Source organism: Stenotrophomonas sp. S4, assembly GCF_054187805.2.
The window spans coordinates 4,574,642-4,592,626 of sequence record NZ_CM196188.1 but is presented as its reverse complement, the minus strand read 5'-3'; the positions used below and the strand labels follow the sequence as shown (position 1 = coordinate 4,592,626).

Annotated in this window: 17 protein-coding genes and 1 tRNA gene; 7 read left to right on the top strand and 11 right to left on the bottom strand. The window is 67.4% G+C overall.

Going from position 1 to position 17,985, the window contains the following annotated elements; all coding sequences use genetic code 11:
* Nucleotides 1–51: 51 nt before the first annotated feature.
* Entirely contained in the window at nucleotides 52–507 is a 456-nt protein-coding gene (locus ACUZUJ_RS21410; protein WP_014038911.1) for an Rrf2 family transcriptional regulator, read from the top strand.
* Nucleotides 497–1,402: an NAD(P)/FAD-dependent oxidoreductase gene (locus tag ACUZUJ_RS21405; protein ID WP_101766292.1), complete on the top strand. Its 906-nt coding sequence runs from the start codon at nucleotides 497–499 to the stop codon at nucleotides 1,400–1,402. The genes ACUZUJ_RS21410 and ACUZUJ_RS21405 overlap by 11 nt, the downstream gene beginning before the upstream one ends.
* Nucleotides 1,403–1,580: 178 nt before the next feature.
* Here the strand turns inward: ACUZUJ_RS21405 and ACUZUJ_RS21400 are convergent, their stop codons facing one another.
* The 4 genes from ACUZUJ_RS21400 to ACUZUJ_RS21385 form a co-directional block, all read right to left on the bottom strand.
* Complete coding sequence (locus ACUZUJ_RS21400; RefSeq protein WP_049413214.1) at nucleotides 1,581–2,801, bottom strand: RtcB family protein; 1,221 nt, start codon at nucleotides 2,799–2,801, stop codon at nucleotides 1,581–1,583.
* A 56-nt stretch (nucleotides 2,802–2,857) separates the two neighbouring features.
* Entirely contained in the window at nucleotides 2,858–3,982 is a 1,125-nt protein-coding gene (locus ACUZUJ_RS21395; RefSeq protein ID WP_101766291.1) for a slipin family protein, read from the bottom strand.
* A 357-nt stretch (nucleotides 3,983–4,339) separates the two neighbouring features.
* Nucleotides 4,340–4,410, bottom strand: a tRNA-Gln gene (locus ACUZUJ_RS21390).
* Nucleotides 4,411–5,054: 644 nt separating this feature from the next.
* On the bottom strand, nucleotides 5,055–6,011 hold the full coding sequence (locus ACUZUJ_RS21385; RefSeq protein WP_197587228.1) for an aldo/keto reductase: 957 nt from the start codon (nucleotides 6,009–6,011) through the stop codon (nucleotides 5,055–5,057).
* Nucleotides 6,012–6,180: 169 nt separating this feature from the next.
* Here ACUZUJ_RS21385 and ACUZUJ_RS21380 point away from each other — a divergent pair, with 169 nt between their 5' ends.
* The 3 genes from ACUZUJ_RS21380 to ACUZUJ_RS21370 all read left to right on the top strand — a co-directional run bounded on the left by ACUZUJ_RS21380 (nucleotide 6,181) and on the right by ACUZUJ_RS21370 (nucleotide 8,008).
* On the top strand, nucleotides 6,181–7,038 hold the full coding sequence (locus ACUZUJ_RS21380; RefSeq protein ID WP_458220315.1) for a class I SAM-dependent methyltransferase: 858 nt from the start codon (nucleotides 6,181–6,183) through the stop codon (nucleotides 7,036–7,038).
* A 110-nt stretch (nucleotides 7,039–7,148) separates the two neighbouring features.
* Nucleotides 7,149–7,400, top strand: a complete 252-nt coding sequence (locus ACUZUJ_RS21375) for a hypothetical protein (RefSeq protein WP_510468088.1) — start codon at nucleotides 7,149–7,151, stop codon at nucleotides 7,398–7,400.
* A 68-nt stretch (nucleotides 7,401–7,468) separates the two neighbouring features.
* A complete protein-coding gene (locus tag ACUZUJ_RS21370; protein WP_197587458.1) occupies nucleotides 7,469–8,008 on the top strand; it encodes a pseudouridine synthase in 540 nt (179 codons plus the stop codon).
* A gap of 94 nt (nucleotides 8,009–8,102) precedes the next feature.
* Here the strand turns inward: ACUZUJ_RS21370 and ACUZUJ_RS21365 are convergent, their stop codons facing one another.
* Together ACUZUJ_RS21365 and hrpB are read right to left on the bottom strand one after the other, a co-directional pair.
* Entirely contained in the window at nucleotides 8,103–8,477 is a 375-nt protein-coding gene (locus tag ACUZUJ_RS21365) for a hypothetical protein (protein ID WP_005420251.1), read from the bottom strand.
* A 214-nt stretch (nucleotides 8,478–8,691) separates the two neighbouring features.
* The gene (gene hrpB, locus ACUZUJ_RS21360) at nucleotides 8,692–11,196 is read right to left on the bottom strand and encodes an ATP-dependent helicase HrpB (protein ID WP_458220314.1); all 2,505 of its coding nucleotides are present in this window, start codon (nucleotides 11,194–11,196) and stop codon (nucleotides 8,692–8,694) included.
* A 67-nt stretch (nucleotides 11,197–11,263) separates the two neighbouring features.
* Between hrpB and ACUZUJ_RS21355 the strand changes: the two genes are divergently transcribed.
* Nucleotides 11,264–12,061 carry a TatD family hydrolase gene (locus tag ACUZUJ_RS21355; RefSeq protein ID WP_197587231.1) on the top strand — a complete coding sequence of 266 codons (798 nt, stop codon included), beginning with the start codon at nucleotides 11,264–11,266 and terminating at the stop codon, nucleotides 12,059–12,061.
* 76 nt (nucleotides 12,062–12,137) lie between these two features.
* Here ACUZUJ_RS21355 and ACUZUJ_RS21350 read toward each other — a convergent pair whose 3' ends face one another.
* The 5 genes from ACUZUJ_RS21350 to ACUZUJ_RS21330 all read right to left on the bottom strand — a co-directional run bounded on the left by ACUZUJ_RS21350 (nucleotide 12,138) and on the right by ACUZUJ_RS21330 (nucleotide 17,108).
* Nucleotides 12,138–12,983, bottom strand: coding sequence for an NAD-dependent epimerase/dehydratase family protein (locus ACUZUJ_RS21350; protein WP_458220343.1), 846 nt, complete (start codon nucleotides 12,981–12,983; stop codon nucleotides 12,138–12,140).
* A gap of 35 nt (nucleotides 12,984–13,018) precedes the next feature.
* Nucleotides 13,019–13,957 (bottom strand): 2-dehydropantoate 2-reductase, encoded by a 939-nt coding sequence (gene panE, locus ACUZUJ_RS21345; protein WP_101766286.1) that lies wholly within the window; start codon nucleotides 13,955–13,957, stop codon nucleotides 13,019–13,021.
* A gap of 297 nt (nucleotides 13,958–14,254) precedes the next feature.
* Nucleotides 14,255–15,022: a hypothetical protein gene (locus ACUZUJ_RS21340; RefSeq protein WP_458220313.1), complete on the bottom strand. Its 768-nt coding sequence runs from the start codon at nucleotides 15,020–15,022 to the stop codon at nucleotides 14,255–14,257.
* 329 nt (nucleotides 15,023–15,351) lie between these two features.
* A complete protein-coding gene (locus ACUZUJ_RS21335; RefSeq protein WP_014038898.1) occupies nucleotides 15,352–16,143 on the bottom strand; it encodes an ABC transporter permease in 792 nt (263 codons plus the stop codon).
* The gene (locus ACUZUJ_RS21330) at nucleotides 16,140–17,108 is read right to left on the bottom strand and encodes an ABC transporter ATP-binding protein (protein ID WP_049443487.1); all 969 of its coding nucleotides are present in this window, start codon (nucleotides 17,106–17,108) and stop codon (nucleotides 16,140–16,142) included. The genes ACUZUJ_RS21335 and ACUZUJ_RS21330 overlap by 4 nt, the downstream gene beginning before the upstream one ends.
* Nucleotides 17,109–17,192: 84 nt before the next feature.
* On the opposite strand from ACUZUJ_RS21330, the gene ACUZUJ_RS21325 reads away from it, so the two are divergent.
* Entirely contained in the window at nucleotides 17,193–17,942 is a 750-nt protein-coding gene (locus ACUZUJ_RS21325; RefSeq protein WP_101766284.1) for a ferredoxin--NADP reductase, read from the top strand.
* Nucleotides 17,943–17,985 lie beyond the last annotated feature (43 nt).

The following is a 17,985-nucleotide window of genomic DNA, read 5'->3' as shown; positions in this document are numbered from 1 at the left end:
GAACGAATGCGGACCCTCGACAGGAGAATTAAATGTAACTATTGTTGTTACATGAAATCCGCGAACCCGCTCTCCGATGCCCTGCACGTGATGGCGCACCTAGTCGGCCAATCCGCCCCGCGCACCTCCGAGCAGCTGGCATCGTGCCTGCCGACCCACCCGGTGGTGATCCGCCGCCTGCTGGCGCAGCTGCACAAGGCCGGCCTGGTGCACAGTGCCCGCGGCCATGGGGGCGGCAGCCAGCTGGCCCGCGACGCCGCAGCCATCACCCTGCATGACATCTACCTGGCGGTGGGCGCACCGCCGCTGGTGCAGGTCGGTACCCGCGATACGGGCGGCGGCTGCCCGATCCAGCAGCTGGTCAACAGTGCCCTGCTGGAGGGCGCACGCGAGGCGCAGCGGCTGCTCGAACAGCGCCTGCAGGCGACCACGCTGGACCAGCTCGGCGCCGATTTCGCCCGCCATCTCGCCCATCACCGTTCCCTGGAAGGTCATCATGAATCCTGATGTGCTCATCGTCGGCGGCAGCTATGCCGGCATCGCCGCCGGCCTGATCCTGGCCCGTGCCCGTCGCCCAGTCACCGTGATCGACGCCGGTTCGCCGCGCAACCGCTTCGCCAGCCATTCGCACGGGGTACTGGGGCTGGATGGCATCAGCGGCGCCGAGCTGCTGAAAACCGCGCGCCAGCAGCTGCTGGACTACCCCAGCGTGCGCTGGGTGCATGCCGAAGCCGTGCAGGCCACCGCCAGCGCCGATGGCGTGGAAGTGCGCACCGCCGATGGCCAGGTGCTGGCCGCGCGCAAGCTGCTGCTGGCTAGCGGCATCGCCGACCAGCTGCCGGACCTGCCCGGACTGGCCGAGCGCTGGGGTAGCACCGTGCTGCACTGCCCCTACTGCCACGGTTATGAGGTGGGTGGTGGTGCCATCGGCCTGCTCGGCGGCCATCCGATGTCGGCCAGCAAGGCGCCGCTGTTCGCCGACTGGGGCAATGTCACCTTCTTCAGCCAGGGCCTGCCGATCACCGACGAGGAGCAGGCGGCCATGCAGCAGCGCGGCGTGCAGATCGAGACCTCACCGGTGCTGGGGGTGCAGGGCGACCAGCCGACCTGGCTGGAAGTGGAGCTGGCCGATGGCCGCCGCATCGCCCAGCGTGCGCTGTTCGTGCCAGCCACCCAGGCGATGGCCACGCCGCTGGTGCAGCAGCTCGGCTGCACGCTGGCCGAGAGCCCGCTGGGCGTGCTGATCGAGGTCGATGCGATGAAGCAGACCTCGGTGCCGAACGTGTATGCCGCAGGCGATGCGACCACGGTCGGCAACATCACCCTGGCCACCGCCGAAGGCGTGCGTGCGGGGATCGGCATGCACCATGCGCTGGTGGGCGAAGACAGCGTGCCGCGCTGAACCTCTCGGGGTCAGATCCCTTTCGCAGAAAGGGCTCTGACCCCCGGCATGACGTGCTGCTCTGGTAGAGGCCGACCTCGGTCGGCGCAGTTCCATCCACGCATGGCGAGGATCTACTGCAGAGCGGTCGCGCGCGATTGAGGCGCGGTGGGTGTTGGCCTTGGCCGGCACCGCTCCATCATCCCTTCACGCACAGCACCTGGCGCAGGGTGTGCACCACGTCGACCAGGTCCAGCTGTGCGGCCATTACATCGTCGATCGACTTGTACGCGGCCGGCGACTCATCCAGCACGCCGCTGTCCTTGCGGCATTCCACGTGCGCGGTGGCCTCGCGGTGCTGGGCCAGCGTGATCTGCTGGCGCGCAGCGCCACGGCTCATTACCCGGCCGGCACCGTGGCTGCAGCTGTGGAAGCTGTCCGCGTTGCCCTTGCCACGCACGATGTAGCTGCGCGTGCCCATGCTGCCGGGAATGATGCCCAGCTCGCCCTCGCGGGCGCTCACTGCACCCTTGCGCGTCACCAGCAGTTCCTGGCCGTGGTGCGTCTCCTTCTGCACGTAGTTGTGGTGGCAGTTCACCGCCATCGCTGCCAGCTGGAACTTCGGCAACCGGTGGCGCATTTCGGCCAGCACCCGCGACATCATCGCCTCGCGGTTCTGCCGGGCGTAGTCCTGCGCCCACGACACCGCTTCAACGTAGTCATCGAACAGCGGCTCGCCTTCCATGAAGAACGCCAGGTCCTTGTCCGGCAGGTGGAAGCCGAGCACGCGCCGGGCCAGTTCCTCGCGCGCCTTCTCGATGAAGTACGTGCCGATCAGGTTGCCGGTGCCACGCGATCCGCTGTGCAGCATCACCCACACCGTATCCGTCTCGTCCAGGCACAGTTCGATGAAGTGATTGCCGCCGCCCAGCGTACCCAGCTGGCGGTCGAGCTTGTCGGTGCGGATCCTGCGGTGCCTGTCCTTGATCTTCTCCAGGCCGGCGGCCAGCCCGGACTGCACCAGCCGGGTGTGGATGCTGTCCGGCATGCGCTGATGCTCGCCGCCGCGCCCGTTGCCGACCGGGATGCTGCGCTCGATGCTGTTGCGCAGCTGCCGCAGGTCATCGGGCAGGTCATTGGCGCGCAGCGTGGTACGCACGGCGGCCATGCCGCAGCCGATGTCGACGCCGACCGCGGCCGGGATGATCGCACCGCGGGTCGGGATCACCGAGCCCACGGTCGCGCCCTTGCCCAGGTGCACGTCCGGCATCACGGCCACCCACGGCCCGACGAACGGGATCGCGGCGATGTTGCGCAGCTGCTCATGCGCCTGCGCTTCCAGCGGCACACCGTTGACCCAGCCCTTGATCGGCGTGGTGCCCTCGGCGTGCAGCCATTGATAGTTGTGTTGAGTGTCCATGTCTTCGTCTATGTCCTTGATGGGCCGGTGGCGCGTCCCTGCGCCACCGCTACCCCCTACCTGATCGTCACCAGCTGCTTCAGCACGCCATCCAGGCCGCCGAACACGGTGAGCTTGTCGATCTTCTCGGTGACCTTCTCCAGCGCCTCCAGCTCCTTCAAGCGCATCAGCACCGGGTTGTCCTCGATCAGCTTTGCGGTGTTGAGCTGCGAACGCGTGGCGTTGGCCTCCTCGCGACGGCGGATCACGCTGGCCTGGGCCTGCTTCTCGGCCAGCACCACACCGTTGAGGATCTCCTTCATCTCGCCCGGCAGGATCACGTCCTTGATGCCCACGCCGAGCAACCGTACGCCGTGGCCCTCGATCGCCGCCTGCACATGGGCGGCAATCTCGCCGTCCAGTGCCGCCTTGTCACCCAGCAGCTCGTCCAGGCTGCGTGCGGCAATGGCCTGGCGCAGGCCGAACTGCAGCTGCCGATAGACGAACTCATCGGCATTGCTGAGCGTACGGTGTGCACGCACCGGGTCGACCACCTGCACGGTCGCAGCCAGGTTCACCCGCAGGGTCACCTTGTCGCGGCTGAGCAGTTCCTGGCCGGACACGTCCAGCGAGCGCGCACGCAGCTCCACGCGCTCCACCGATACGTTGCCGTTGAAGTTCCAGAATGCGTGCAGGCCGGCGTCCAGCGTCTGCCGCAGCGTGCCATCGATGAACAGCAGGCCGACCGACTCGCTCGGCACGGTGCTGATCACCGCCACACGCGGCAGCACGCCCAACTGGCCCAGGCGCTGCTGCACGTCCGCCGGAATGCGCGGCTCGTCACCCAGCGCCATCACGCGTACCTGGGTGTCGACCGAACCCCGCCAGTACAGACGGCGGCTGCCCGGCGGCAGCACTTCATCGATGCGGCCATTGCGCAGCAACAGGCCGACTTCGGCAGCACCGACGTTGGCCAACACGAAGTGCGTGTCCAGCCGTGCGCCCAGTGCCTCGATCAGGCTGTCCTGGTCGCTGCCGGTGTAGGCCGCGCCCTTCGATGCAGTGTGGATGTCCACGTGCGGGCGGCCGCCGAACGGCGACAGGCGGTGCACGCCCGGCAGCAGGATCTGCTGGAAACGACGGTTGCGATACACCAGGCCGCGCTCGCCGTCGCCGATCACGACCTTGATGGTCCAGAACATGGGAGTCTCTCCTTGTATGGCTCTGGTGGTTCGACCCGTTGCGGATGAATCGCCATGACCCGGGTCGATCAGGTCGTGGCGAGGCCGCCTGCACACCACGTGCAGGCAGCGGAAGAGGGCGGCCACCGGCGGACGGTCCGCGCACGGAGCCTTCGGTGCACCGGCTCTGCTGCCATCGTCGTTCCCGGCAGGCAGCGCCGGTGCGGAACGTGGCTGGCAGTGGCGGCGGGCCGGGGCCCGGCGAGCGGTCCGTTGCCTTCCACGTTCCTGCCCGAAGGCGGTGTCCGTGGATGGCGACGATGGCCGCTGGGGCTTGCGCCCCGGGTGTTGCTTCAAGTCATGACGTGACAGGTCATGTGGTTGGAGTGGGAGTCGAACCCACGACAGACGGAATCAGGATCCGTTGCTCTACCCGACTGAGCTATCCAGTGGTGAACCGCGCGGAATCGAACCGCGTACCGGCGAACCGGTGCCTGCCCCCAGCAGGCGATCCAGGCGATGGCATGTCCGCGACCTCCGGCATACGCCACGGCAACGCCGCGCGCACCAGCCCGTGGTTGAAACGGGACCGTTGGAGAATCGAGGGTGCAAGCCGCCGACATTATCGCGAGCGATAATGTTTGGGTGCGATGCAGATAATGTCCAGGCGTCGCCACTCGCGCGAAGTAAATCCTCCGGCGGGGCGGAAAAACCTGGGTCAGTGAGCGGCGGGTTGCCGCGCGGGGTGCAGTTCTGGCATCGCGGGTCCTTGTGCCGACGCAAACGAAAACGCCCCCGGGACTTGCGTTCCGAGGGCGTCGTCAAGCCTCGGAGATCGGGGTGGCCGATCTCCGCAGGGCGGGTATCAGGCCGTTGTCAGCTGGACTTCCTTGCCGAACGCGCGCGCCAGCACGTCCATGCGCAGGCATGGCAGCAGTTTGGCGATGGCGACGGAATGCGCGTTCAAGGGAAGTTTCCAGTGGTTGTTGAAACGAGGTGCGCACGATAAACCACGATTTACTCGTGCGCAACCATTTTGTTCAATTATTTTCTTCGGCATTGTGCGATGCCGGCCAGCGGCCGGCACTACACCTCAGCCTTCTTTGCTGGCGGCATCGAGTTGCGCGACATCCTGCACGCTCAGCGACACGTTGGCCGCCGCCAGCAGATCGTGCAGCTGCTCGACGCTGGTGGCGCTGACGATCGGCGCGGTGATTGACGGCCGTGCGATCTGCCATGCGAGTGCGATCTGCGCGGCACTGGCAGTGTGCTTGCTGGCCACGTCATCCAGCGCCTGCAGAATGCGCAGGCCACGCGGATTCAGATAGCGCTTCACCACCGTTTCGCCACGTGCCGGGCTCTTGGCTGCATCGGCCGGCGTGCGGTACTTGCCGCTGAGGAAGCCGCTGGCCAGGGCGTAATAGCCGATCACGCCGATCTGTTCGCGCTGCACCAGCGGTTCCAGCTCTTTCTCGTAGCCGGCACGGTCGTACAGGTTGTACTCCGGCTGCAGGGTTTCGTAACGCGGCAGTTTGTAGTCGGTGGACACCTTCAGCGCATCGGCCAGGCGCGTGGCGCTGTAGTTGGAAGCACCGATCGCGCGTACCTTGCCGGCTTCGATCAGGCGGCCGAACGCGGCCAGGGTCGCTTCCAGTGGCGTCGACTCATCATCCTCGTGGGCCTGGTACAGATCGATCACATCGGTCTGCAGGCGGCGCAGCGAATCCTCGACCGCGGCATTGATGTTGTCCGGGGTCAGGCCGGGGCGTTCGGCCCACTTGGCCACCTTGGTCGCCAGCACCACCTTGTCGCGCTTGCCACTGCGGGCAAACCACTTGCCGATCAACGTCTCCGATTCGCCACCGGCATTGCCGGGCACCCAGGCCGAATACACATCGGCGGTGTCGACCAGGTTGAAGCCGGCGTCGACGAAGGCATCGAGCAGGGCGAAGCTGGCCTTTTCATCGGCGCTCCAGCCGAACACGTTGCCGCCGAATGCGAGCGGACGTACATGCAGGCCGGAGCGGCCCAGTTCGCGGGTTGCCGTCATGGGCACGGACTCCTTGGGGGAAGTGCTCCAGAATAGAACGCGTTGTGTGACCGTGCTGCGGCGGCGACCACAAAACAGTGTTCCGCGATACGCACGCAGCTAACGTTTTGTGAACACCTGGGACGCCGCGGCTGCTAGTCTCGCCGCATCTTCCGCTGGAGTCGCTCCGATGATGCCTGCTTCGTCCCTGCGTGGTTGCCGCCTGCTGCTTGCTTCGGCCCTGCTTGCCGCTGTTCCCGCGTTCGCCGCACCGGCCACGGTGGCACCGGCGAAGATCCAGGTCTCACCGGCCATCGATGCGGCGGTGAAGGCGTCGACCCGCGATGCCAACAACGTCAAGCGCGATGGCTTCCGTCATCCGGCGCAGACGCTGTCGTTCTTCAAGGTGACGCCGGAAAAGACCGTCATCGAGATCACCCCCGGCAATGGCTGGTACTCGGAAATCCTGGCGCCGCTGCTGCACGACAAGGGCCACTACGTTGCCGCCGTGGTCGATCCGATGGCCGTTGCCGAAGGCCGCGGCCGTGACTACCAGCAGCGCAGCCGCGACAGCCTGGAAAAGAAGTACGCCGCTGCGCCGGCACAGTTCGGCAAGACCGCGGTGGTGGCCTACGATCCGGCCAAGCCGGTGTTCGGCCCGGCCAGTTCAGCCGATGTGGTGCTGACCTTCCGCAACGTGCACAACTGGCGCAAGGCCGGCCAGGCGCAGGGCATGTTCCAGGGCTTCTTCAACGTGCTCAAGCCGGGCGGCGTGCTGGGCGTGGTCGAGCATCGCGCCAAGGCCGATGTGGCCGACGACGATGACACCGGCTATGTCGGCCAGCAGCAGGTGATCGCGATGGCCGAGGCCGCCGGCTTCAAGCTGGACGCGCGTAGCGAGGTCAACGCCAACCCGCGCGACACCAAGGACCACCCGAACGGCGTGTGGACGCTGCCGCCGACCAACCAGCACGACAAGGCCGATGATGCGAAGTACCAGGCGATCGGCGAAAGCGACCGCATGACCCTGCGCTTCATCAAGCCGTAGCCGGTGGCGCCGGGCTGCGTCCGGTCAGCGCGCAGCGCGGTGTCGGATGGAATGGGTAGCCGCCGGGCAATGCCCGGCGCTGCCGTCAATGGAGTGTGCTGTTGAAGAAAGTGCTGTACTTCGCCTTCGCGTTGATGGCGCTGCCGCGGTTGTACGACTTCGTGTTCCATGCGGGTCACGTGCATGACCTCGTGGCGGCGGCAGGTTTTGCGGCGCTGCTCGTTGGTGGCCTCTGGGACGATCGTGCGCGCAGGGCCTGCCCACCGGTAGCGCGGCTGCGGTACCAGGCCAACGCTGCCGCCACGTGCGGCGTCGTGCTGGTGCTCGTCGCGCTGTTGATGGAAAGGAAGGTCTTCGGCTGAGTAGCCGGTGATCGCGGCGGCGATGCGGGAATGGGACAATGCCTTACCTGCCACCCGCCGTGCCCGCAATGCTGATCGCCTTCAACAAGCCCTTCAACGTGCTCTGCCAGTTCACCGACCGCAGCGTGCCGCCGCGGCCGACCCTGGCCGGGTTCGGCCTGCCGCCGCGCGTGTATGCCGCCGGTCGCCTGGACCATGACAGCGAGGGCCTGCTGCTGCTGACCGACAACGGCACGCTGGCGCACAAGCTGACCGACCCGAAGCACAAGGCTGACAAGACCTACTGGGTGCAGGTGGAAGGCATGCCCAGCGACGAGCAGCTGCAGCAGCTGCGCGAAGGCGTGGTGCTCAATGATGGGCCGACCCTGCCGGCGAAGGTCGAGCGCCTCGACCCGGCGCCGACGCTGTGGACGCGCGATCCGCCGGTACGTTTCCGCAAGACCGTGCCTGACAGCTGGCTGGCGATCACGATCCGCGAGGGCCGCAACCGTCAGGTGCGGCGGATGACCGCGGCGGTGAACCTGCCGACGTTGCGGCTGGTGCGGGTGTCGATGGGGCCGTACCGGCTCGATGACCTGCAGCCTGGGCAGTGGCGGCAGATCGGTTGATACAGAAAGGGCCGGAGGCCTTGCGGCGTCCGACCCTCATGCCGTGCCTTGGGGTCAGACCCCTTCCGCAGGAAGGGCTCTGACCCGGGCAAACTCAGGCGTCGCTGCCGATATCGCTGTGCTCGTCCACGACGGTGTCGTTGCGGCGGTCGCGTGCGCTGATGCGCTGCGCCTGCCCATTCACCACGTGGCCATTGGCGGCCTTCTTCTTCTGCTGCTTGCGGTACAGCGCATAGCCGAGCAGGCCGACACCCACTGCTGCAGCGGCCACGGCCACTGCCGGATTGCGGCGCACGAACTTGGTGGCGGCCTTGCCGCCGGTCTTCACTGCGCCGATGGCGGCACCGGTCTTGATCCAGTCCGCATTGCGCAGGCTGCCACCGGCGCTCTTCAGGCCATCGCCGGCGGTATGGGCCAGCTCCAGGGCGCGCTCCAGAGCGCGGTCGGTGATTACAGTCAGCTTGCTCATGCGGGGGGTCCTTTGCCTCGGGTCGAAGTCCAGTGTCGCGTGTTGCCCGTAAACGGTATGTCAGCCGGGGTGGCACGTGGTGTGACTCTACCCCAGCCATTCAGGATCAGGCAGGGTGGGGTCGGATCCCTTTCCTTTGGGAAAGGGCTCTGACCCCAGCACGATGTACGGGGGTCAGAGCCCATTGCAATGCAATGGGATCCGACCCCACCCCTCAGGTGCCGCGCGGCTTGGCCCGGTGCGTGGCCGTGGCCGTCCACGGATCATCCGGCCATGGATGACGTGGGTAACGGCCCTTCATTTCTTTTTTCACTTCGGCGTAGGTGTTTTCCCAGAAATTGCGCAGGTCCTGGGTGACCTGCAGCGGGCGACCGCCGGGGGAGAGCAGGTGCAGGGTCAGCGGCACGCGGCCATCGGCGATGCGCGGCGTGTCGGCCAGGCCGAACAGTTCCTGCAGCTTCACCGCCAGCACCGGCGGCAGCGGATCGCCGCTCTCGCTGTCCAGCGCATAGGTGATCGGCCGCTCCAGTCCGGACGGCACGGTAATGCGGGTCGGAGCGTGGCGTTCGACCAGCTGCCGTTGTGACCACTCCAGCGGTGACTTCAGCGCCTCGCCGAAGCTGGACTCGTCCAGCGCATCCAGTCGCGTCTTGCCGGCGAACGCGGGCTGCAGCCACTGCGCGCGCGTGGCCAGCAGGGCGTCGTCGCTGCAGTCGGGCAGGCCGAACTCGGGCATCCAGCGGCGCAGCGATTCCACCCGTGCCTGCCACTGGCGCAGGCCTTCGGTCCACGGCAGCGCCTGCAGGCCGAGTTCAGCCACCGCATCCGTCAGCGCCTGCGCGGCGTGCTGCGGATCGACCCGGCCGGCCGAGCGGCTGTCGAGCACGATGCGGTCGAAACGGGTCTCGCGCAGTGCCACCAGGGCGCGACGCTCGCTGTCCCAGCGCACCACATCTTCGGTCACGAAGCGCTCCGGCCAGGCCTTGCGCAGCTGTCCCTCGTCCACCGGTGCGGCACGCAGCAGCAGCGCGTCGCGTGCCTCGAAGCGCAGTTCACTGGCTACCAGCCACGGTTCGCCACGCAGGTCGCTCAGCTCGTGCAGGCGTGCGCTGCGACCATTGGCCAACAGGTAGCGCAGCGGATCGCTGGGGTGCTGGACACCGATGCGGTCCGGGAACGCATGTGCGAGCAGGTCACCGAGTTCGTGCGCCTCGATGCTGGCCGGTGGCCCGGCATCGCAGCGCAGGCGACGTCGCCATTGTTTGGCCGCCGCATCGATGGCGGCCAGCCCGCTGCGGTTGGCGTCACCCGGCGCGCGACCGTTGCGGAACGCGGCCAGCGCCCGCCAACGCGCGGCCAGTGCTTCACCACCCTGGCGCAGCGGATCGCGCGCCTCCAGCAGGGCGGCCAGATCGGCGGCCAGTGCCTGCGTGCGGGCATCGGGCGCGGCCAGCAGCATTGCCGCCATCCGTGGATGCGTGCCCAGCGCCAGCACGCGGCGGCCGAGCGCGGTGATCGCGCCGCTGCTGGACAGCGCGCCGAGCCGCTGCAGCAGTTCGCGCGCTGCACCCATCGGGCCCGCCGGCGGCGGATCGAGGAAGCGCAGGTCGCTGCTGCCCCAGGCGGCCAGTTCCAGCGCCAGTCCCGCCAGCTCGACCTGATCGATCTCGGCGCGGCGCTGCGGTTCCAGCCGCTGCGACTGTGGCCACAGCCGCCAGGCCACGCCTTCGGCGACGCGGCCGGCACGGCCCGCGCGCTGGTCGGCCGACGCTTGGGCGATGCCCACCACGTCCAGCCGGGTGAAGCCACTGTTGGGGTCGTAGCGCGGTTCGCGCGCCTGGCCGCTGTCGATCACCACGCGCACGCCGGGCAGCGTCACCGAGGACTCGGCCACGTTGGTGGCCAGCACCACGCGCCGACGACCATCACTGGCCGCCTGCAGGACCCGCGCCTGCTGCTCCACCGGCAGTTCGCCGTGCAGGGCCAGCACTTCAACACCCGCATCCAGCGATTCCTGCAGCCCGGCCTGCACCCGCGCGATCTCGCGCTGGCCGGGCAGGAACACCAGCAGGTCACCGGGATGCTCAGCCAGGGCCTGCTGCACTGCGCGGCGCACCTGCAGTTCCAGCGCCTCATCGCGGCGCGCCGGGAAATGGCTGATCGCCACCGGGTAGCTGCGGCCTTCGCTGCTCAGGCGCGGTGCATCGAGGAAGCGGGCCAGGCGCTCACCATCCAGCGTTGCCGACATCACCACCAGGCGCAGGTCATCGCGCAGCTGTGCCTGCACGTCCAACGCCAGCGCCAGGCCCAGATCGCCACTGAGGTGGCGTTCGTGGAATTCGTCGAACAGGATCACGCCGACCTCTTCCAGCATCGGGTCGTCCTGCAGCATGCGGGTCAGGATGCCTTCGGTGACCACCTCGATGCGGGTGCGCGCCGAGACCTTGTTCTCGAAGCGGATGCGGTAGCCGACGGTGCCGCCCACCTCTTCGCCCAGCTGCCGCGCCATGAACAGCGCGGCGCTGCGCGCGGCGACCCGGCGCGGTTCCAGCAGGATGATCTTCCGCCCCTGCAGCCACGGTGCATCGAGCAGCGCCAGCGGCACCTGGGTGGTCTTGCCGGCGCCGGGCGGCGCCTCCAGCACCAGCCGCGGCTGCGCGGCCAGGTGCTGCTGGATCTGTGGCAGCAGCGGGGAGATAGGGAAGAGCGGGGCGTTCATGTGCAAAGGATAAAGGGCCACGGCGGGCGCAGGTACAATGCGCGGGCACTTTTCCCCCGCGATGACCATGCACCTGATCGATATCGGCGCCAACCTGACCCACGACTCCTTCGACCGCGACCGCGATGCCGTGCTGGAGCGCGCGCGCCAGGCCGGCGTGGTGCAGATGGTCATCACCGGTGCCAGCCGCGAGCACTCGCCACTGGCCCTGCAGCTGGCGCAGCAGCACCCGGGCTTCCTGTACGCGACCGCCGGCGTGCACCCGCATCATGCGGTGGAATACACCGAGGAATGCGACGCCGAGATGCGCGCGCTGCATGCGCACCCGGAAGTGGTGGCGGTGGGCGAGTGCGGGCTGGACTATTTCCGTGACTTCTCGCCGCGCCCGGCCCAGCACCGTGCGTTCGAGCGCCAGCTGCAGCTGGCTGCAGACAACGGCAAGCCGCTGTTCCTGCACCAGCGCGACGCGCATGCCGATTTCATGGCACAGATGAAGAACTTCGAAGGTCGCATCGGCCCGGCGGTGGTGCATTGCTTCACCGGTGAGCGTGACGAGCTGTTCGACTACCTGGACCAGGACTGGTACATCGGCATCACCGGCTGGCTGTGCGACGAGCGCCGTGGCGCGCACCTGCGCGAGCTGGTGAAGAACATTCCGGCCAACCGCCTGATGATCGAGACCGACGCGCCGTATCTGCTGCCGCGCACGCTGAAGCCGATGCCGAAGGACCGCCGCAACGAACCGATGTTCCTCTCGCACATCGTGGAAGAGCTGGCGCGTGACCGTGGCGAAGACGTGGCGGTGACGGCGGCCAATGCGACTGCAGCGACGCGTGCGTTCTTCCGCCTGCCCGACGTGGGTTGATCAGGTAGTGCCGGCCGCTGGCCGGCAGCAGCATGAACGCCGCAAGCATCGCGCGATTGCCGGCCAGCGGCCGGCACTACCGGAGCAGGTCGCGCAGGCCCTCACGGTAGCTGGGGAAGCGCGGCTGCCACCCCAGTGCTTCACGCGTGCCGCGACTGTCGATGCGCTTGTTGCTCTCGTAGAAGCGCCGCAGCGTCGGGCTCAGTGCAGGGTCGTCCCAGGCCACGGCAGGTGGCATCGCAAACCCACCCAGCTGCGCGGCGAAGGCCAGTACCTCCTGCGGCGGTGCCGGCTCGTCATCGGCCGGTAGATACAGCCCATCCACGCACGGCCGCTGCATCGATGCGACAGCGACCGTTGCCAGGTCATCCACGTGCAGCCGGTTGAACACCAGGCCAGGACGCACTACGTGGCGCGCACGTCCCTGTGCCAGCTGCAGCAGGGCATTGCGCCCGGGACCGTACAGGCCGGGCAGACGGAACAGCGCCGATGCGATACCGCGTTGTTCGGCCAGTGCACGCCACTGTGCTTCGGCCCGCAGGCGCTGCACGCCGGCGGATTCAGTGGCATCGGCCGCGCTGCGCTCGTCGACCCAGCCGCCGGCGCGGTCGGCATACACCGAGGTGGATGACAGGTAGCCCACCCAGCGCAATGCCGGGCTGGCCTGCAGCGCGGGCAACAACAGGCGCAGTGCCGGGTCACCCTCGGCATCGGGCGGCACGCTGCACAGCACGGCCTCGGCCTGCGCGATCTCATCGAGCAGGGTAGGCGATGGCGTGGCATCGGCACGCAGCGCGTGGCGACGCAGACCATCGCGTGGTGCCGATGCTGGATCGCGTACGGTGCCGGCGACGTGTACGCCCAATGCCCGCAGATGTTGGGCCAGCACACAGCCGCTCCAGCCCATGCCAAGGATCAGCATCCGCGAGGGCAGCGTGCTGGCCTGCAACGTCTGGCTCACGCGCCGCGCAGTGCCTGGTAGGCCTGCAGGCTGCTGTAGGCGACCTGCAGCAGCAGGGCTTCCTGGTCGGCCTTGCGCGCGCGGGCCAGCATGTCGCCCACGATCTGTTCGGCCTCCACCTGCTGGCCGGCTTCCAGGTCACGCAGCATCGATGCCTTCAGTGCCGAGCCGGCCTGGGTCAGGGTGCCGCGCGCGGTGTCCTGCGCGGCCTCGGGAATCGGTTCACCGGCGGCCTCGGCCACGGCCAGGCATTCGTCGTACAGGCCACGCACGATGGCCTCGCCGTCATCGGTGGCGACGATGGTGCCGATATCCGCGCGCAGCAGGCAGGTGGCGGCGGCCAGGGCGGTCAGGAAGGTGTACTTGATCCATTGCTCCTGGCCGATGTGTTCGCTGGCCAGGTGATCAAGATCGGCCTGCGCACAGACCGCAGCGAAGGCGCGCACGCGTTCGGAGACCGCGCCGCCGTCGCGCTCGCCGAAGGTGAGCTTGGCCGGTTTACCGAGGTGCAGCACCGCACCGTCGGGCGCCTTGGTGGCGCTGATGAAGCACAGGCCGCCAAGCACAGCGTCGCGGCCGAAGCGCGCATCCAGTGCGTTGTAGTGATGCAGGCCGTTGAGGATCGGCAGCACGGTGGTGCCTGCGCCAACGGCTGGGGCAATGGCGTCGATCGAACTGGACAGGTCATAGGCCTTGCAGCTGAGGATGACCAGGTCGAACGGCTTCTGTGCGGCGAGCGCAGGCAGCGCGTCGGCGGTGACGTGCTGCACCGGGAAGCTGGCATCGCCGAGCGGGCTGCGGATGACCAGGCCGTCGCGATCCAGTTGGGCGGCACGTGCGGGGCGCACGAGGAAGGTCACGTCCACGCCGGCCTGGGCCAGGCGACCGCCGAAGTAACCGCCGGTACCGCCGGCGCCGAGGATCAGGATGCGCATTGCACGTTCACCGTTTTCTGGGGAATCAGGATTTCGATTGTGCCGGAGATTGCGGCCAACGGCGGTGCCCCTCGTGGTGGTTCGCGCAGTTGGTTTCATGAGCCGGGTCGTGTGCGCCGGGTTCGCGGGGGACGCCGTGAACCCGTCCATGGGGGCTTAGCCGCGCCATCCCTGGCGCGGATACCCCCGCGAGCCCGGCGCACACGACCCCTGACAGTTTCCGGGTGCGGCCACCACGGAAAGCAGATCAAGAGCGGAAGCGGGTCGCTCGCTGCGCGAGCTCGTGTAGAGCGGTGCTCAGGGCAGCTGTTCGCTGAAGTCTTCGGTGTAGCCCAGCAGCAGGGTAGTGCGGGAGACCAGCGTTGCAGCCAGCTTTGACCAGGTGTCGTGCGTTCCGGCCGCGTAGATGCGTTGCAGGTCCGCGACCAACGCGCTCGCCTCTGCAGGCGACGGTGCGCGGTCGCGCTGGAAGCCGAGCCACGACGCACCGAGTCCGAACAGGCGGTAGTCGTAGTGCTGCTGCAGGTGCCGGATCAGGGCGTGGTTCTGGAAGAGGTCCCAGTCCGCACTGAAGTAGCCATTGGGCAGGGCGGCGATCAGCAGGTCGTCACGTGTCACGGGCACCTGCTGCACGCAGACGACGTCGTCGACGATGAGATCCGGTGTCGCATTGGCGGCGACCAGCGCCTCGATGTCCTCGTCGCTGCACATCAACGTGCCCGCCAGCGCTGTCCACTCCAACCTATGCGTGGAATGCTCGAGCTGCGCGACCACATGCGCCAGCAACCGATTGCGTGCCGCCAACGCATCTTCCGGCGTCGCCGGGTCTTCGTCTTCGTACAACGCAATGCGCGCGTCGTCGGACGCATGCATGCTGGTGTAACGGCACTGGCCGACATCGTCGAGCGTGCACAGGTAGCGATGGCGGGGATCGGCCACGTGCAGCAAGGCCAGGCAACCCAGCACCTCATCCAGCGTGGGCGCATCGCTCAGCAGGACATGGCTGAAGGCATCGATCGGGCCATCCGATACAGCCTTGTCCAACGCAATGGAAGTGATCTTCATCGCCACAGCCTAGCCGCAATCCGAAACGAAAAGAGCCAAGCATCGGCTTGGCTCTACAGGGAACGCTTCATCCACGCATGGCGTGGATCCATCGTGTCGACCAAGGTCGACACCCACCAACAGCAGCGGGAACCTGTCGAAGGCGGGGTGGGTCCGGTTGCGGGGGCGTGAGCCGCATGGATGCGGCGACCGAGCTTACATGGACGTACTTGCAGCGTCCCCCGAAACCGGACCCACCCCGCCATCCCACGGATAGTCAGCTTTTGCCGTTGCCGTTGAAGTTGACGTTGATTCGGCGGGTGCAGGGCCGCAGGCCCTGCAGGCACCCCTCAGCTGCGCATGCCCACGCCGCGACGCAGCAGCCACAGCGCCAGCGCCGTCAGCGCCACCACGAATCCGATCATCAACCCGTAGGCCACCGGCAGCGGCACGTCACTGCTGCCCAGCAGGCCATAGCGGAATGCATTGACCATGTAGAAGATCGGGTTCGCGTGCGTGGCCGCTTCGGCCCAGCCCGGCAGCAGCTTCACCGAATAGAACACGCCACCCAGATAGGTCAGCGGGGTCAGGATGAAGGTCGGCACGATCGCCACGTCATCGAACTTCTTCGCATACACCGCGTTGATGAAACCGGCCAGCGAGAAGATCGTCGCGCCCAGGATCACCGTGGTCAGCATCACCAGCGGGTGCGGGATGCGCACCGGGGTGAAGAACATCGCGATGATCAGCACGATCACGCCCACCATCAGGCCGCGCAGCACGGCACCGGCCACGTAGCCCCACAGGATCACCCAGTTCGGCATCGGGCTGACCAGCAGCTCTTCCACGTGGCGGCCGAACTTGGCACCGAAGAACGAGGAACTGATGTTGCCGTAGCTGTTCTGGATCACGCTCATCATCACCAGGCCCGGCACGATGAACTGCATGTAGGTGTAGCCGCCCATGTCACCCACGCGCGACCCGATCAGGTTGCCGAAGATCAGGAAGTACAGGGTCATGGTGATCGCCGGCGGCACCAGGGTCTGGCCCCAGATGCGCATGATGCGGGCGACTTCGCGGCGCACGATGGTCATCAGTGCGATGCGGTTGCGCTGGCCGTCGGTCAGCTCGGTGGTGCTCATGCAGGCTTCTCCAGGTTGCCGGTGAGGCGCACGAACAGCTCCTCCAGGCGGTTGCTCTTGGTACGCATCGAACGCACGCGGATGCCGGACTCGTTGAGCGTGGCGAACACGCGGTTGAGGTCCATCGCGCGCGGCATGTCGATGTCCAGCGTATGCGGGTCCGGCGCGGTCAGGGTCGCGCCTTCGATCACCGGCAGCTGCGCCGGCAGGTCACCATCGATGTCCAGCAGGAAGCCTTCCACGTCCAGCTTGGCCAGCAGGGTGCGCATCGGCCCCTGCTCGACGATCTGGCCATGGTTGATGATCGCCAGGTGGCGGCACAGGTACTCGGCTTCTTCCAGGTAGTGCGTGGTGAGGATGATCGTGGTGCCGGCAGCGTTGATCTCCTTCAGCACGCGCCACATGTCGCGGCGGATCTCGATGTCCACGCCGGCGGTCGGCTCATCCAGGATCAGCAGGCGCGGGCGGGTCATCATCGCGCGGGCGATCATCAGCCGGCGTTTCATGCCGCCGGACAGCGTACGGCTCATCACCTGCGCCTTTTCCCACAGGTGGGCCCGCTTCAGTTCCTCTTCGGCGCGCTGCTCGGCTTCCTCGCGCGGCACGCCGTAGAAGCCGGCGTAGTTCACCAGGATGTCGAAGGGCTTCTCGAACAGGTTGAAGTTGATTTCCTGCGGCACCAGCCCGATCAGGCGCATGGTGGCGCTGCGGTTGCGAACCAGGTCGCTGCCGAACACCTCCACCTTGCCCTCGCTGAGGTTGACCAGGGAGCTGATGATGCCGATCAGGGTCGACTTGCCGGCACCGTTGGGGCCGAGCAGGGCGAAGAAGTCGCCCGGGGCCACTTCCAGGGAAACCCCCTTCAGGGCCTGGGTGCCGTTGTCGTAGGTCTTGCGCAGGTCGCGCACGCGCAGGGCGGGCGCCATATCGTTCTGGGATGCCAAGCTCGAAGCCTTCGCGCCCATGGGCTGGCGCTGGAGAGGGGCGGGGAGGGGCTATTATAGAAGACCCCGAGGGCTTGCCCCGGCTACACACTGTCCCGAAAAGTCGTGCCTGTTCAATTCCCCCTCAAGCTGGTCGGCTGCCGCATGCTGGCCCCGACCGTCGGCCACTACCAGTTCGTGCGTGACGATGGACAGCCGCTGGATTTCCAGCCCGGCCAGTTCATCCAGGTCCATTTCAGCTACGCCGACGGCACCGAAACCAAGCGCAGCTACTCGCTGGCGACCATCCACGACCACGCGCTGGGCCCGGGCGAGGCGGTGGATATCGCAGTCAGTTTCGTGCCCGGTGGCGCCGCCACCGCGCTGTTCGAGGCGCTGGAGCAGGGCGGCCAGATCAGTGCGTCCGGCCCCTACGGCCGGTTCTGCCTGAATCCCGGTGACCACAACGCCCGTTACCTGCTGATCGCCACCGGCACCGGCGTTACCCCGTACCGCTCGATGCTGCCGCTGCTGGAAAAGGCCATGGCCGAACGCGGCGTGCAGATCGTGCTGCTGCAGGGCGCGCGCAGCCCGGGCGAGCTGCTGTACAGCGAAGACTTCTACAGCTTCGCCGAAAAACACCCGAACTTCCGTTATGTTCCGTGCCTGTCGCGCGAACTGCCGGTCGATCCGCACCCGGACGTACAGCACGGCTACGTGCAGCAGGCGCTGTCCGGCTTCACGCCGGACCCGGCCACCGACATCGCCTACCTGTGCGGCAACCCGGACATGGTCGACGCCTGTGCCGAACTGCTGAAGGCCGCCGGCCTGGGCAATCCGCAGATCCGCCGCGAGAAGTACGTCAGCAGCAAGTAAACCAGGGTAGTGCCGGCCGCTGGCCGGCAACCCCATGAACCGG